This window comes from Stenotrophomonas sp. PA-6-5C (assembly GCF_021605635.1).
Taxonomy (GTDB): Bacteria; Pseudomonadota; Gammaproteobacteria; order Xanthomonadales; family Xanthomonadaceae; genus Stenotrophomonas; species Stenotrophomonas lactitubi.
The window spans coordinates 59611-73417 of the sequence record NZ_WKEE01000015.1; the positions used below are offsets into that span (position 1 = coordinate 59611).

General features: G+C 65.8%; 13 protein-coding genes. 6 read left to right on the forward strand and 7 right to left on the reverse strand.

The features are described 5' to 3' along the window. Positions 1-8: 8 nt before the first annotated feature. The 5 genes from GIW57_RS08865 to GIW57_RS08885 all read left to right on the forward strand — a co-directional run bounded on the left by GIW57_RS08865 (position 9) and on the right by GIW57_RS08885 (position 5781). Positions 9-1313, forward strand: coding sequence for an ABC transporter permease (locus GIW57_RS08865; protein WP_100462374.1), 1305 nt, complete (start codon positions 9-11; stop codon positions 1311-1313). A gap of 21 nt (positions 1314-1334) precedes the next feature. Continuing rightward, on the forward strand, positions 1335-2549 hold the full coding sequence (locus GIW57_RS08870) for an FtsX-like permease family protein (protein WP_099820583.1): 1215 nt from the start codon (positions 1335-1337) through the stop codon (positions 2547-2549). A gap of 1 nt (position 2550) precedes the next feature. Further along, positions 2551-2940, forward strand: a complete 390-nt coding sequence (locus GIW57_RS08875) for a PDZ domain-containing protein (protein WP_100462370.1) — start codon at positions 2551-2553, stop codon at positions 2938-2940. 136 nt (positions 2941-3076) lie between these two features. Then, on the forward strand, positions 3077-4423 hold the full coding sequence (locus GIW57_RS08880) for a sigma-54 dependent transcriptional regulator (RefSeq protein WP_236510089.1): 1347 nt from the start codon (positions 3077-3079) through the stop codon (positions 4421-4423). Beyond that, the gene (locus tag GIW57_RS08885; RefSeq protein WP_236510092.1) at positions 4420-5781 is read left to right on the forward strand and encodes a HAMP domain-containing sensor histidine kinase; all 1362 of its coding nucleotides are present in this window, start codon (positions 4420-4422) and stop codon (positions 5779-5781) included. Before GIW57_RS08880 ends, GIW57_RS08885 begins: the two co-directional genes overlap by 4 nt. Positions 5782-6336: 555 nt before the next feature. Here GIW57_RS08885 and GIW57_RS08890 read toward each other — a convergent pair. Both GIW57_RS08890 and glmU read right to left on the reverse strand, forming a co-directional pair. After that, positions 6337-6870 (reverse strand): GNAT family N-acetyltransferase, encoded by a 534-nt coding sequence (locus GIW57_RS08890; protein WP_236510095.1) that lies wholly within the window; start codon positions 6868-6870, stop codon positions 6337-6339. Beyond that, positions 6839-8206, reverse strand: a complete 1368-nt coding sequence (gene glmU, locus GIW57_RS08895; RefSeq protein ID WP_236510098.1) for a bifunctional UDP-N-acetylglucosamine diphosphorylase/glucosamine-1-phosphate N-acetyltransferase GlmU — start codon at positions 8204-8206, stop codon at positions 6839-6841. Before glmU ends, GIW57_RS08890 begins: the two co-directional genes overlap by 32 nt. 79 nt (positions 8207-8285) lie before the next feature. On the opposite strand from glmU, the gene GIW57_RS08900 reads away from it, so the two are divergent. Further along, entirely contained in the window at positions 8286-8669 is a 384-nt protein-coding gene (locus GIW57_RS08900) for a GtrA family protein (protein WP_236510101.1), read from the forward strand. Between the two features lie 77 nt (positions 8670-8746). On the opposite strand, the gene GIW57_RS08905 is transcribed toward GIW57_RS08900, so the two are convergent. The 5 genes from GIW57_RS08905 to GIW57_RS08925 all read right to left on the reverse strand — a co-directional run bounded on the left by GIW57_RS08905 (position 8747) and on the right by GIW57_RS08925 (position 13805). Further along, positions 8747-9169: a F0F1 ATP synthase subunit epsilon gene (locus GIW57_RS08905; RefSeq protein ID WP_025877355.1), complete on the reverse strand. Its 423-nt coding sequence runs from the start codon at positions 9167-9169 to the stop codon at positions 8747-8749. A gap of 112 nt (positions 9170-9281) precedes the next feature. Beyond that, positions 9282-10688: a F0F1 ATP synthase subunit beta gene (gene atpD, locus GIW57_RS08910; RefSeq protein WP_089237045.1), complete on the reverse strand. Its 1407-nt coding sequence runs from the start codon at positions 10686-10688 to the stop codon at positions 9282-9284. Between the two features lie 38 nt (positions 10689-10726). Continuing rightward, positions 10727-11590, reverse strand: a complete 864-nt coding sequence (atpG, locus tag GIW57_RS08915) for a F0F1 ATP synthase subunit gamma (protein WP_089237047.1) — start codon at positions 11588-11590, stop codon at positions 10727-10729. 95 nt (positions 11591-11685) lie between these two features. After that, entirely contained in the window at positions 11686-13233 is a 1548-nt protein-coding gene (gene atpA, locus GIW57_RS08920; protein WP_223496668.1) for a F0F1 ATP synthase subunit alpha, read from the reverse strand. A 44-nt stretch (positions 13234-13277) separates the two neighbouring features. Further along, positions 13278-13805: a F0F1 ATP synthase subunit delta gene (locus tag GIW57_RS08925; RefSeq protein WP_089237051.1), complete on the reverse strand. Its 528-nt coding sequence runs from the start codon at positions 13803-13805 to the stop codon at positions 13278-13280. Between the last annotated feature and the right edge of the window lie 2 nt (positions 13806-13807).

Here is a 13807-nt window from a genome sequence, read left to right on the forward strand (position 1 = left end):
GCACGACCATGTTCGCCTACTACGCCCGACTGGCGGTGCGCAGCTTCCGCCGCAACAAGGTACTGACCGCGCTGATGGTGGTAGCCATCGCGCTGGGCATCGGTGCTTCGATGACCACCCTGACCGTGTTCCATGTGCTGTCCGGCGACCCGATCCCTGACAAGAGCGACCGCCTGTTCTACGTGCAGGTCGATCCGCGCCCGCGCTCGGGTTACCTGACCGGCGAAGAGCCGGAAACCCAGATGACCCGTTTCGATGCCGAGACGCTGCTGCGCGAAAAACGTGGCGAACGCCAGGCGATGATGAGTGCCGGCGATGTGACCGTCGAGCCGGAAGGCAGCACGTTGAAGCCGTTCAACATCGACACGCGCTGGACCTCGGCCGACTTCTTCCCGATGTTCAACGTGCCGATGCTGTATGGCCGTGCCTGGACAGCCAGCGACGATGACGGTCGCGCACGCGTGGTGGTGCTGTCCAAGGTGATCAACGACAAGCTGTTCCAGGGTGCCGACAGTGTCGGCCGTGAGATCCGTGCCGATGGCCATTCGCTGCGGGTGATCGGCGTGATGGACGCCTGGAATCCGGAACCGCACTTCTTCGACCTGACCGTCGGCAACTACGGCCGCGAAGAGGACCTGATGATGCCGCTGTCCACCGCGATGGACCTCAAGCTTGGCAGCAACGGCAACATGAACTGCTTCCGCGACGGCGCACCCGACGACGACAGCAATTCGATCAACGCGCCGTGCACCTGGATCCAGTACTGGGTGGAGCTTGACCCGTCCAAGGTCGAAGACTATCGCCGCTACCTGGTCAATTATTCGGACCAGCAGCGTGCTGCCGGCCGTTTCGAACGCCCTGCCAACGTGCGCCTGCGCAGCGTGATGGAGTGGCTGACCTTCAACAACGCAGTGCCCAGCGACGTGCGCCTGCAGATGTGGCTGGCGCTGGGTTTCCTCGGTGTCTGTCTGGTCAACACCGTCGGCCTGCTGCTGGCCAAGTTCCTGCGCCGCAGCGGTGAAATCGGTGTGCGTCGCGCACTGGGTGCCAGCCGCGGGCAGATCTTCCTGCAGTGCCTGGTCGAAGCGGGTGCGGTGGGCGTGGTCGGTGGCGTGCTCGGTATCGGCCTGGCGCTGCTGGGCCTGTACGCGGTACGCCAGCAGCCGGTGGACTACGCCAAGCTGGCCCACCTGGACGGCAGCATGCTGCTGCTCTCGCTCGGCCTGACCCTGCTGGCCAGCATCGCTGCCGGCTTCCTGCCCGCCTGGCGCGCGATGCAGGTCACCCCGGCCATCCAGCTCAAGTCGCAGTAAGCACGAGAACGAGGACTTCCCATGGACATCCGCCCCATCCTCAGCACCCTGCGCCGGCACAAGACCGCAGCCGCATTGATCGTGCTGGAAATCGCCCTGACCTGCGCCATCGTCTGCAATGCCCTGTTCCTGGTCACCCAGCGCGTGGAAAAGATCAGCCAGCCCAGCGGGCTGGCCGAGAACGAACTGGTGATGGTCCGGGTCAACGGCATCGGCAAGCAGACCAACGCCATGGCCCGCACCAACGAAGACCTGGCGTCGCTGCGCGCGATCCCCGGCGTGACCAGCGTGGCCAAGGTCAACCAGCTGCCGTTCCGCCGCAACTCGAGCAACACCAGCATCTCGCGCGAACGGGAGCAGGAACGCCCGACGGCCTTCGTGTCGCAGTACATGGTTGGTGAGAACGCTCTGTCCACGCTGGGCCTGCAACTGGTCGCCGGGCGAGACTTCCTGCCCAGCGAGTACATCGACCTGGAGGTAGCGCAGAAGAACCCGAAGCCTGACCGCGCCGCGCCGGTGATCATCAACCAGCAGGTCGCTGCAAAGATGTATCCGGACCAGAGCGCGCTGGGCAAGACGTTCTACATGGGCAACCAGGCGCTGCATGTGGTCGGCGTGGTCGCCCACCTGGCCACTCCGACCGATTACAACGACAACAGCACCTTGTCGATGATCCTGCCGGTGCGTACCGACTTCACCCGCGGGCCGTACATGCTGCGGACCTCACCGGAACGCCGCGATGAAGTGTTGAAGGGCGCGCTGGCCGCGTTGGAGCATAACGACCCCAACCGTCTGGTGCGCGAGAAGCTGACCTACCAGGAACAGCGCGCCGACTACTTCAAGAACGACCGCTCCATGGTCGGCCTGCTGGTCACCGTGTGCATCGCGCTGCTGGTGGTCACCGCACTGGGCATCGTCGGCCTGGCCAGCTTCTGGGTGCAGCAGCGCAGCAAGCAGATCGGCATCCGCCGCGCATTGGGCGCCACCCGTGGGCAGATCCTGCGCTACTTCCAGACCGAGAACTTCCTGCTGGCTACGTTGGGCATCGTGCTGGGCATGCTGGCGGCCTACGCCATCAACCTGGCGCTGATGAACATGTACGAGCTGCCGCGCATGCCGCTGCTGTACCTGCCGCTGGGCGCGGTACTGCTGTGGATGCTGGGGCAGATCGCGGTGTTCGGCCCGGCCCGCCGCGCTGCGGCGGTGCCCCCGGCCGTCGCCACGCGGGGGGCGTGAGATGCGCGCCAGCCTGCTGGTGCTGTTGCTGGCCCTGCCGCTGCCGGTACTCGCCGGCAGCAGCGCGCAGACGCTGGAGTGGCGCCAGGACGATGCGCGGCTGGCGCTGCGCTCGACCGAAGGCGTGGTGAGGGTGGATGCGGCCAGCCCGGAGGCGCGCTTCGGCGTGCGCCCTGGCGACCGCATCCTGCGCGTGGACGACTCGCCGGTGCGGCAGATCGAACAGCTCACCGACGCAGTACGGACGGCATCGACGGCCACCGTCTACCTGCTGCTGCGCCGCGATGGCCGGATGCTGACCGTGCCGGTGAACGTGTCCCAGTGGCGCCCCGCGCTGGCGCCACCACCGCCACCGCCCGCTCCTCCGCCGCCGCCCTTGCCACAACGCTGAGGCCGGGCGGCCCCTGCGCCGCCATCGGTTTGGCTATGCTTGGTGGGTGGCGCCGAAAGCTCCGGCGCCATCCACCCTTTTCCGTGCGCGGCGCCGACGCTTGCCGGCGCTTCCCCGCCCTCCCAGAAGCCGCCGAATGCCTGCGATCCTGATCATCGACGACAACGCCAGCGTGGGAACCGCGCTGGACGTGCTGTTCTCCCTGCACGACATCGACACCCTGCTTGCGCAGAGCCCGGCCGAAGGGCTGGCGCTGCTGGAGTCGCAGGCGGTCGACCTGGTCATCCAGGACATGAACTTCAGCGAGGACACCACCTCCGGCGAGGAAGGCGAGGCGCTGTTCGCGCAGATCCGCGAACGCCACCCCGATCTGCCGGTGATCCTGCTGACCGCCTGGACCCACCTGAGCAGCGCGGTGGACCTGGTCAAGGCCGGTGCCGCCGACTACCTGGCCAAGCCGTGGGATGACCGCAAGCTGCTGACCACGGTCAACAACCTGCTGGAACTGTCCGAAGCGCGGCGCGAACTGGACCAGCGACGCCAGCGCGAGCAACGCCAGCGCCATGCACTGGAAGACAAGTACGCGTTGTGTGGTGCGGTGTTCGCCGATCCCGCCAGCGAGCGGGTGATCGCCTTGGCGTGCCAGGTCGCCCGTTCGGAGCTGCCGGTGCTGATCACCGGCCCCAATGGCGCGGGCAAGGAGAAGATCGCGCAGATCATCCAGGCCAACTCGCTGGTGGCCAAGGGCCCGTTCGTGGCAGTGAACTGCGGCGCCCTGCCCTCCGAGCTGATCGAGGCCGAACTGTTCGGTGCCGAGGCCGGCGCCTATACCGGCGCCAACAAGGCGCGCGAAGGCAAGTTCGAGGCAGCCGACGGCGGCACGCTGTTCCTGGATGAGATCGGCAACCTGTCGCTGGGTGGGCAGATGAAGCTGCTGCGCGTGCTGGAGACGGGGCGCTTCGAACGCCTGGGCTCCAACCGCGAACGCCAGGTCAAGGTGCGCGTGGTCAGTGCGACCAATGCCGATCTGCCGGCGATGATCCGCGAAGGTACGTTCCGCGAAGACCTCTACTACCGTCTCAACACGGTGGAACTGACGCTGCCACCGCTGGCCGACCGCCCCGGCGACATCGTGCCGCTGGCCGAGCATTTCCTCAGCATCGGCAAGCCGCTGTCCAGCACGGCGGCCACTGCGCTGCAGCGGCACCTGTGGCCGGGCAACGTGCGCGAACTGCGCAACGTGATCCAGCGTGCCGAACTGCTGGCCACCGGCAACCGCATCGACGTGGCCGATCTCAACCTGCCACGTGCGCCCGCGGCACCGCGCCCGACGCCAAGCGCCGGCAATGATCCCGACCGCGCACGCATCGAAGAAGTGCTGACGCGCAACCACGGGGTCATCGCCCAGGCGGCCAACGAGCTTGGACTGAGCCGGCAGGCGCTGTACCGGCGCATGGACCGTCACGGCATCCCGCGCGAATGAAACGACGCTCCTTCACCTTCCGCCTGTTCCTGCGCCTGCTGCCGGTGCTGGCGCTGGCTGCCGCGCTGCCGTGGCTGCTGGCCTACTGGATGGACCATGGCTGGGTGGTGACCACTGTTTCCACGATCATCCTGCTGTCATTGATGTGGTGGACGCTGCGCCGCGCCACCGCACCGGTGCGCTCGTTGATGCGGGCGCTGTCCGGAACCACCAGCAGCTACCGCGACGGTGAGTACAACTTCGGCATCTACTGGCCCGGCAACGACGAACTGGGTGACCTGGTGCAGGCACACCGCGAACTGGGCGAAGTGCTGCGCGCACAGCGCCAGGGCCTGGTACAGCGCGAACTGCTGCTGGACACCATGGTGCAGAACACACCGGTGGCGATGCTGCTGATCGCCGCCGGTGGCGATGGCATTTCCCGCGTGGTGTTCTCCAACCTGGCGGCGCGCAAGCTGCTGCACGGCGGCTGGAAGCTGGAAGGACAGCGCATGGAAGACGTGCTCGAGCAGCTGCCGGTGGAACTGCGCGACGCCATCGGCCGCGGTGGCGACAGCCTGTTCGCGGTGAAGTCGGAAAGCGAAGATGGCGTGGAGGGTGACGAGGACGACGAACAGGTCTATCACCTCTCGCGGCGCGCGTTCCAGCTCAACGGCCGTCCGCATGACCTGCTGCTGGTACGCCAGCTCACTGCCGAGCTGCGCCGGCAGGAAGTGCAGACCTGGAAGAAGGTGATCCGGGTGATCAGCCACGAGCTCAACAACTCGCTGGCGCCGATCGCATCGCTGGCGCACTCCGGTGGCGAACTGGTCAAGCGCGAACGCTTCGACCGGCTGCCGGAGATCTTCACCACCATTGAAGACCGCGCACGCCACCTGGAAGGCTTCATCCGGGGCTACGCACGCTTCGCCAAGCTGCCGCAGCCGCAGCTGCAGACCGTGCACTGGGCGCCGTTCCTGTCCAGCCTGTGCCAGCAGATTCCGTTCACGATGGAGCGTGAACTCGACGAGGAACTGAGCAGCCGGATCGACATCGCCCAGTTCGGCCAGGCCCTGCTCAACCTGCTGAAGAACGCGCACGAGGCCTGCGCCGAAGCAGATCCGCCGAACGACGACGTGCAGGTGCAGCTGACCCGGCTACCGCAGTGGCTGCGGCTGGATGTGCTGGACCGGGGCAAGGGCATGAACGAGCAGGTGCTGCAGAATGCGCTGATGCCGTTCTATTCGACCAAGCGCAACGGCACCGGGCTGGGGCTGGCACTCACCCGCGAGATCGTCGAGGCGCACGGTGGCCGCGTGTCATTGCAGAACCGCACCGAGGGCGGGCTGTGTGTGTCGATCCTGTTGCCGGTGGGGTAGGTTTGTTCTTCCTTCTTCTGTTGATGGCTGAAGGTTGATCATTGTTCATGGGTGTCACTTTTCTTTTCGCGCGAAAAGAAAAGTAACCAAAAGAAACGCGCCGCCGGTCCGCGAGCCGTCGTGCTGCGCACGCCGGTACCCTGCGCTCCTCGGTCCGTCGAGGGACGGCGCGGGAACTCGCTTCGCTCAGACACCCGCGCCTCTTCGCCCTCGCCGGCCCTGCGGTGCTCGGCTCGCTTCAAGGCGGACTCGAGAAGCAAAGCAAAAGCATCCACGCATGGCGTGGATCTACTGGGTGCAGCTGTGGGGTTTGACTTGGGTCCGCCTTGAAGCGAGCCGAGCACCGCAGGGGAATCAGGGGCGAAGAGGTGCCGATGTCTGAGCACAGCGAGTTCGGCACCGGCCCCTGATTCGCCGAGGAGCGCAGGGCACCGATGCGCAGCATCGGCTCGCGGCCGGCGGAACGTTTCTTTTGGTTACTTTTCTTTGCGTACAAAGAAAAGTGACACCCATGAAAGATGAGCAACCATCAGCAATCAACAGAAGAAGCAAAAACTAAAGCACCCGCCGCATCGCCACCCGCAGCTGCATCGGAAATCCCAGCCCGGCTTCCTCGGCCATCACCCCTCGCAGGCCCGCGCTCCACTCCGCCTCCGGCAGCACGTTGAATCCTTCGCTGCCGTAGAAAGGCGCATTCCACGGCACATCCGACAACGTGGTCAGCACCGCCCCCGGATAGCCAAGCGCCTTGGCCTCGGCCAGCGCATGGCGCAGCAGCGCTCGCCCGTAACCACGCCGCGCGTGGCCGGAATCCACATCCATCTGCAGCACATGGAAATCGCCGTCGAGCGCGTCGCCCAGCAGGTAGCCGGCGATGCTGCCATCCGCGCCGTCGATGACCCACAACTGGCCACGCTGCAGTCCTGCCTGCAGCGTGAGCAGATCCAGACCATGACCGGCGAACACCGGGTACGCCTCGTGCCCGCGCAGTAGCTCGCCCGCACGCTGTTCGATGCGGGGCAGCGCGTCGAGCTCGTCGACGCGCGGTGGCCTCGGCTCAGCTCTTCTTGATGGGGCGCTGCCAGCCATCGATCGTTTCCTGGCGCGCGCGGGCCACGGTCAGCTTGCCGTCCGGCGCAGTGCGGGTGATGACCGAACCTGCAGCGATCATCGCCCCTTCACCGATCAGCACCGGCGCTACCAGCGAACTGTTGGAGCCGATGAAGGCGTTGTCACCGATGGTGGTGGTCGACTTGTTCACGCCGTCGTAGTTGCAGGTGATGGTGCCCGCACCGATGTTGACCTTGCTGCCGATCACCGCATCGCCCAGGTAGGTCAGGTGGTTGGCCTTGCTGCCCACCCCCAGGGTGACTTTCTTGGTTTCCACGAAGTTGCCCACGTGCACGCCATCGGCAAGAACCGTACCCGGGCGCAGGCGAGCGAACGGGCCGATCTGTGCCGCGCCCTCGCTGATGACACCTTCGACATCGCAGTGCGCACGCACTTCGGTGCCCGCGCCAAGAGTCACATCCTTCAGCCGGGTGAACGGGCCGACGGTCACGCCATCGCCGAGCACCACCTTGCCTTCAAGGATCACATCGACATCGATCATCACGTCGCTGCCGACGATCACCTCACCACGGATATCCACCCGCGCCGGATCCCGCACGCGCGCGCCCTGGATGCACAGCGCGCGCACCGCGCGGCGCTGCCAGGCGCGTTCCAGCTGCGAGAGCTGCCACGGATCGTTCGCGCCCTCCGCGTCCTGCGCATCGGCCACCAGGGCCATCTCCGCCGGAGTGAACTCGCGGGCGGCGAAGGCGAACACATCGGTCAGGTAGTACTCGCCCTGTGCGTTGCTGTTGGACAGCTGTGACAGCCAACGGCGCAGCGCGGTCGACTCGGCAGTGATGATGCCGGTGTTGATGATGCGCACCCGGCGCTGTTCGTCATCGGCGTCCTTCTGCTCGACGATGGCCCCCACCTTGCCTTCGGCATCGCGCAGCACGCGACCATAGCCCGTGGGATCCTCGACATCGGCGACCAGGACCGCCAGCCGGCCCGGCTGCGCCAGCAGGTCGCGCAGGGTCTGCGCACGGATCAACGGCACATCGCCGTACAGCACCAGCACCTGTGCAGCGTCGGGCACCTCCGGCATGGCCTGGGCAACGGCGTGGCCGGTACCCAGCTGCTGCGCCTGCTCGGCCCACAACAGGTCCGGCTGGTCAGCGAAGTAGTGCCGCACCTGGTCCCCGCCGTGGCCGTACACCACGTGGATGGCGGCCGGCTGCAGTTCGCGCGCCGTGGCGATCACATGCGCCAGCATCGGCTGCCCGGCAATCGGCTGCAGCACCTTGGGCAGCACCGATTTCATGCGCTTGCCGGCGCCAGCGGCGAGGATGATCACGTGCAGGGGTTGGGTCATGCGGGCGGTCCACGATTCGATGGCGGTGATTCTAGAACGGGGGCCGTTAACATGGAGCCCCCACCATGACCCCGGCACCATGAGCCTGCTGCGCCAAGGCCGTTCCTATCTCGTCATCGGCCTGCTGCAGCTGCTGCTGGACTGGGCGGTGTTCGTACTGGCGACGGCAGCCGGCATGCCTGCTGCGCCCGGCAACGTCTGCGGACGCGTGGCCGGCATGCTGCTGGGTTTCTGGCTCAATGGACGCATCACCTTCGCCGACGCCAACGGACAGCGCCTGGGGTGGCGTCGCTTCGCGCGATTCCTGCCGCTGTGGTTGCTGCTGACCCTGGCCAGCACGCTGCTGGTGGCCGCCGCCGACCATGCGCTGGGCCTGCAGTACGCATGGCTGGCAAAGCCGCTGGTGGAAGCAGGCCTGGCGGTGGTGTCTTTCCTGCTGCTGCGCCACCTCGTGTACCGGTAACGGCGTCTCCGCCGCGTCGTCGACACATACAAAAACGCCGGCACGTGGCCGGCGTTCCTGCTTGATGGCGCTGGACCTCAGTGCTTGAGGGTCTTGCGCAGGCGCTCCAGCGCCTGCAGCTGGACAACGGCTTCAGCCAGCTTCTGCTGGGCTTCGGCCACTTCCATCGCTTCACCACGGTTGGCCAGGATGCGCTCGGCTTCTTCCTTGGCCTTGCGGACCGAGGCTTCGTCGATGTCCTGTGCGCGGATCGCGGTGTCGGCCAGCACGGTCACCACCTGCGGCTGCACTTCCAGGATGCCGCCGGAAATGGCGAAATCCAGCTGCTCGCCGCTCGGCGTGGTCACTACCACCTTGCCCGGCTTCAGGCGGGTGATCAGCGGTGCGTGCTTGGGCGCGATGCCCAGTTCGCCCAGCTCACCGGTGGCCACGACCAGGGTCGCTTCGCCACGGAAGATTTCCTGCTCGGCGCTGACGATGTCGCAACGGATGGTGCTCATGTAACTCTCTTCGCTAGGGGGCGGGTCGAACCCACCGCAGGGATTCCGCAGCGGTGGGCGCAGGCCCACCCCGTGTCACGGTCGGGACGGGCATGTGCCCGTCCCTGCCGCATCAGGCCTTCTCGGCCATCTTCTTGGCCTTCTCGACCGCTTCTTCGATGCTGCCGACCATGTAGAACGCCTGCTCCGGCAGGTGGTCGTACTCGCCATCGACGATGGCCTTGAAGCCACGGATGGTGTCCTTCAGCGACACGTACTTGCCCGGCGAGCCGGTGAACACTTCGGCCACGTGGAACGGCTGGCTGAAGAAGCGCTCGATCTTGCGGGCGCGCGACACGGCCTGCTTGTCTTCTTCGGACAGTTCGTCCATGCCCAGGATGGCGATGATGTCCTTCAGTTCCTTGTACTTCTGCAGGGTCTGCTGGACGCGCTGGGCGGTGTCGTAGTGCTCGTGGCCGATGACCAGCGGGTCCATCTGACGGCTGGTGGAATCCAGCGGATCGACCGCCGGGTAGATACCCAGCGAAGCGATCGAACGCGACAGGGTCACGGTCGAGTCAAGGTGGGCGAAGGTGGTCGCCGGCGACGGATCGGTCAAGTCATCGGCCGGCACGTAGACGGCCTGGATCGAGGTGATCGAACCATTCTTGGTCGAGGTGATGCGCTCCTGCAGGACGCCCATTTCCTCGGCCAGGGTCGGCTGGTAACCCACTGCCGACGGCATACGACCCAGCAGTGCCGACACTTCGGTACCGGCCAGGGTGTAGCGGTAGATGTTGTCGACGAACAGCAGCACGTCCTTGCCCTTGCCGTTCTCGTCCTTCTCGTCGCGGAAGTACTCGGCCATGGTCAGGCCGGTCAGGGCGACGCGCAGACGGTTGCCCGGCGGCTCGTTCATCTGGCCGTACACCATCGCGACCTTGTCCAGGACGTTGGAGTCCTTCATCTCGTGGTAGAAGTCGTTGCCCTCACGGGTACGCTCACCCACGCCGGCGAACACGGACAGACCGCTGTGCGCCTTGGCGATGTTGTTGATCAGTTCCATCATGTTGACGGTCTTGCCGACGCCGGCGCCGCCGAACAGGCCGACCTTGCCGCCCTTGGCGAACGGACACATCAGGTCGATGACCTTGATGCCGGTTTCCAGCAGCTCGGTGGCCGGGGACTGGTCTTCGTACGACGGAGCAGCACGGTGGATTTCCCAGGTGTCGCTGGCGGCGACCGGGCCGGCTTCGTCGATCGGACGGCCGAGCACGTCCATGATGCGGCCCAGGGTGCCAGCGCCGACCGGCACGGAAATGCCGCGCTCGGTGTTGGTGGCCACCAGGTTGCGCTTCAGGCCATCGGTGGAGCCCAGCGCGATGCAGCGGACCACGCCGTCACCGAGCTGCTGCTGCACTTCCAGGGTGATTTCGGTGTTGTCCACCTTCAGCGCGTGGTACACCTTCGGCACCGACTCGCGGGGGAATTCGACGTCGACGACGGCGCCGATGATCTGAACGATCTTGCCCTGACTCATTGCTGCATCCTCTAAATGTGTGCTTTTAACGAACGCGGTCAGACTGCTGCCGCGCCGCCGACGATTTCGGAGATTTCCTGGGTGATCGCTGCCTGGCGGGCCTTGTTGTAGACCAGCTGCAGGGTTCCGATCAGCTTGTTGGCGTTGTCACTGGCCGACTTCATCGCCACCATGCGCGCGGCATGCTCGGAAGCGACGTTTTCCAGCAGCGCCTGGTACACCAGTGACTCGATGTAACGCGTCATCACGTGCTCGAGCACGGTCGCGGCATCGGGTTCGTACAGGTAGTCCCAGTCGTGGTGCGCAACCTGCTTCTCGGCGGCCGGCAGCGGCAGCAGCTGATCGAAGCTGGCCTTCTGCACCATCGTGTTGACGAAGCGGTTGTAGACCAGATACACGCGGTCGACCTTGCCTTCGGTGAAGGCGTCGAGCATGACCTTGATCACACCGATCAGCGATTCCAGCTTCGGCGTATCGCCGATGTGGGTCACCGTGCCGACCATGTTCACCTTGACCCGGCGGAAGAAGGTCGATGCCTTCTGGCCGATGGTCACCAGGTCCACTTCGGCGCCCTTGTCCTGCCAGGCCTTGGCTTCGCCAAGCATCTTGCGGAACAGGTTGTTGTTGAGGCCGCCGGCCAGACCGCGATCGGAGGAGATCACGATGAAACCGACCCGCTTGACCTGCTCACGCTCGACCAGGAACGGATGCTGGTAGTCGGTGCTGGCCTGCGCCAGGTGGCCGATCACCTGCTTCATCGCCTGCGCGTACGGACGCGAGGTCTTCATCCGATCCTGCGCCTTGCGGATCTTGGAGGCCGAGACCATTTCCAGGGCGCGCGTCACCTTGCGGGTGTTCTGCACGCTCTTGATCTTGGTTTTGATTTCGCGTCCGCTTGCCATCTTTTATTCCCGTGGCGCGGGGCCTGGGCCCCGCGTTGTTCAACCGTTTGATCGTCTGGTCCAGCGGAGCATCGCTCCGCTCTACAGGACCTCGATTACCAGCTGCCGGTGGTCTTGAACTCGACGATGCCCTTCTTGAAGGCACCTTCGATGTCGTTGTCCCAACCGCCGGTGGCGTTGACCTTGCCGATCAGTTCGCCCTGGGTGTTGGCGAAGTGCGCGTGCAGGCCTTCTTCGAACGCCAGCAGCTTGCTGACCGGCACGTCGTCGAGGTAACCCTCGTTGACGGCGTAGATCGACAGCGCCTGGTTGGCGATCGACATCGGCGCGTACTGCTTCTGCTTCATCAGCTCGGTGACGCGCTGGCCGCGCTCCAGCTGCTTGCGGGTGGCTTCGTCCAGGTCCGAGGCGAACTGCGCGAACGCAGCCAGCTCGCGGTACTGGGCCAGCGAGATACGGATGCCGCCAGACAGCTTCTTGATGATCTTGGTCTGCGCAGAACCACCGACGCGCGACACCGAGATACCGGCGTTCACGGCCGGGCGGATGCCGGCGTTGAACAGATCGGTTTCCAGGAAGATCTGACCATCGGTGATCGAGATCACGTTGGTCGGAACGAACGCGGAGACGTCGCCGGCCTGGGTTTCGATGATCGGCAGCGCGGTCAGCGAACCGGTCTTGCCGGTGACCTTGCCTTCGGTGAACTTCTCGACATATTCCTCGGACACGCGGGCAGCGCGCTCGAGCAGACGGGAGTGCAGGTAGAACACGTCACCCGGGTAGGCTTCACGGCCCGGCGGGCGCTTCAGCAGCAGCGAGATCTGGCGGTAGGCCACGGCCTGCTTGGACAGATCGTCGTACACGATCAGTGCGTCTTCACCGCGGTCCATGAAGTACTCGCCCATGGTGCAGCCCGAGTAGGCGCTGATGTACTGCATCGCGGCCGATTCGGACGCGGTGGCAGCCACCACGATGGTGTGCGCCAGGGCGCCGTTCTCTTCCAGCTTGCGCACGATGTTGGCAACGGTCGAGGCCTTCTGGCCGATCGCTACGTACACGCACTTGATGCCGGTGCCCTTCTGGTTGATCACCGCGTCGATGGCCAGCGCGGTCTTGCCGGTCTGGCGGTCACCGATGACCAGCTCGCGCTGGCCACGGCCGATCGGGATCATCGAGTCGACCGACTTGTAACCGGTCTGCACCGGCTGGTCGACCGACTTGCGCCAGATCACGCCCGGCGCAACGCGCTCCACCGGAGCGGTCAGCTGGGTGGCCAGCGGGCCTTTGCCGTCGATCGGCTCGCCGAGTGCGTTGACGACGCGGCCCAGCAGTTCCGGACCGACCGGCACTTCCAGGATGCGGCCGGTGGTCTTGGCGACGTCACCTTCGCGCACGTTCTCGTAGCCACCCAGGACCACGGCGCCGACCGAGTCGCGCTCCAGGTTCAGGGCCAGGGCGAAGGTGTTGTTCGGCAGTTCGATCATTTCGCCCTGCATCACGTCGGCCAGACCGAAGATGCGCACGATGCCGTCGGACACGCTGGTCACGGTGCCTTCGTTGCGCGATTCCGCGGCCAGCTTGACCTTCTCGATGCGGTTCTTGATCAGTTCGCTGATTTCGGAGGGGTTGAGCGTGGTTGCCATCGTCAAGTCCTAGTGCCGGCAGCGGGGCCGGACGTTAAATGAATTCAGTTAGCGAGCGCGGTCTGCAGACGGGCCAGCTTGCCCTTCAGCGAACCATCGATGACCACGTCGCCGGCGTCGATCACAGCGCCGCCGATCAGCGAGGCGTCGACCGCGGTAGCCACTTCGACCTCGCGGTTGAAGCGCTTGCGCAGCGCAGCCTTGATCGCGTCCAGCTCGGCAACCGACAGCTCGGCCGCGGACGTCACCGTGGCCTTGACCACGTGCTCGGCCTCGGCGCGCAGTGCGTCGAACATGCCGGCGATTTCCGGCAGCAGCGGCAGACGATGCGATTCGGCAAGCACAGCCAGGAAGCGCGAGTAGGTCTCGCCGCGGGACTCCGGCGCCAGCAGGGCGACGGCGTCATCGCGACCCAGCTCCGGGTTGGCGAGCAGGGCCGCCACGCGCGGGTCGGCGGCGACGTGGGCGGAGAACGCCAAAGCGTCCGACCACGGCGCGAACGCGCCTTCGTCACGCGCGGTCGCGAAGGCGGCGCGGGCGTACGGGCGGGCAAGCGTGAGGGCCTGGCTCATCC

What these genes read in the sequence shown, in the direction of transcription:
- GIW57_RS08865 (WP_100462374.1), top strand. Translation starts at nt 9, where the DNA reads ATGTTCGCCTACTACGCCCGACTGGCGGTGCGCAGCTTCCGCCGCAAC.
- GIW57_RS08870 (WP_099820583.1), top strand. Translation starts at nt 1,335, where the DNA reads ATGGACATCCGCCCCATCCTCAGCACCCTGCGCCGGCACAAGACCGCA.
- GIW57_RS08875 (WP_100462370.1), top strand. Translation starts at nt 2,551, where the DNA reads ATGCGCGCCAGCCTGCTGGTGCTGTTGCTGGCCCTGCCGCTGCCGGTA.
- GIW57_RS08880 (WP_236510089.1), top strand. Translation starts at nt 3,077, where the DNA reads ATGCCTGCGATCCTGATCATCGACGACAACGCCAGCGTGGGAACCGCG.
- GIW57_RS08885 (WP_236510092.1), top strand. Translation starts at nt 4,420, where the DNA reads ATGAAACGACGCTCCTTCACCTTCCGCCTGTTCCTGCGCCTGCTGCCG.
- GIW57_RS08890 (WP_236510095.1), bottom strand. Translation starts at nt 6,870, where the DNA reads ATGGCTGGCAGCGCCCCATCAAGAAGAGCTGAGCCGAGGCCACCGCGC.
- glmU (WP_236510098.1), bottom strand. Translation starts at nt 8,206, where the DNA reads ATGACCCAACCCCTGCACGTGATCATCCTCGCCGCTGGCGCCGGCAAG.
- GIW57_RS08900 (WP_236510101.1), top strand. Translation starts at nt 8,286, where the DNA reads ATGAGCCTGCTGCGCCAAGGCCGTTCCTATCTCGTCATCGGCCTGCTG.
- GIW57_RS08905 (WP_025877355.1), bottom strand. Translation starts at nt 9,169, where the DNA reads ATGAGCACCATCCGTTGCGACATCGTCAGCGCCGAGCAGGAAATCTTC.
- atpD (WP_089237045.1), bottom strand. Translation starts at nt 10,688, where the DNA reads ATGAGTCAGGGCAAGATCGTTCAGATCATCGGCGCCGTCGTCGACGTC.
- atpG (WP_089237047.1), bottom strand. Translation starts at nt 11,590, where the DNA reads ATGGCAAGCGGACGCGAAATCAAAACCAAGATCAAGAGCGTGCAGAAC.
- atpA (WP_223496668.1), bottom strand. Translation starts at nt 13,233, where the DNA reads ATGGCAACCACGCTCAACCCCTCCGAAATCAGCGAACTGATCAAGAAC.
- GIW57_RS08925 (WP_089237051.1), bottom strand. Translation starts at nt 13,805, where the DNA reads ATGAGCCAGGCCCTCACGCTTGCCCGCCCGTACGCCCGCGCCGCCTTC.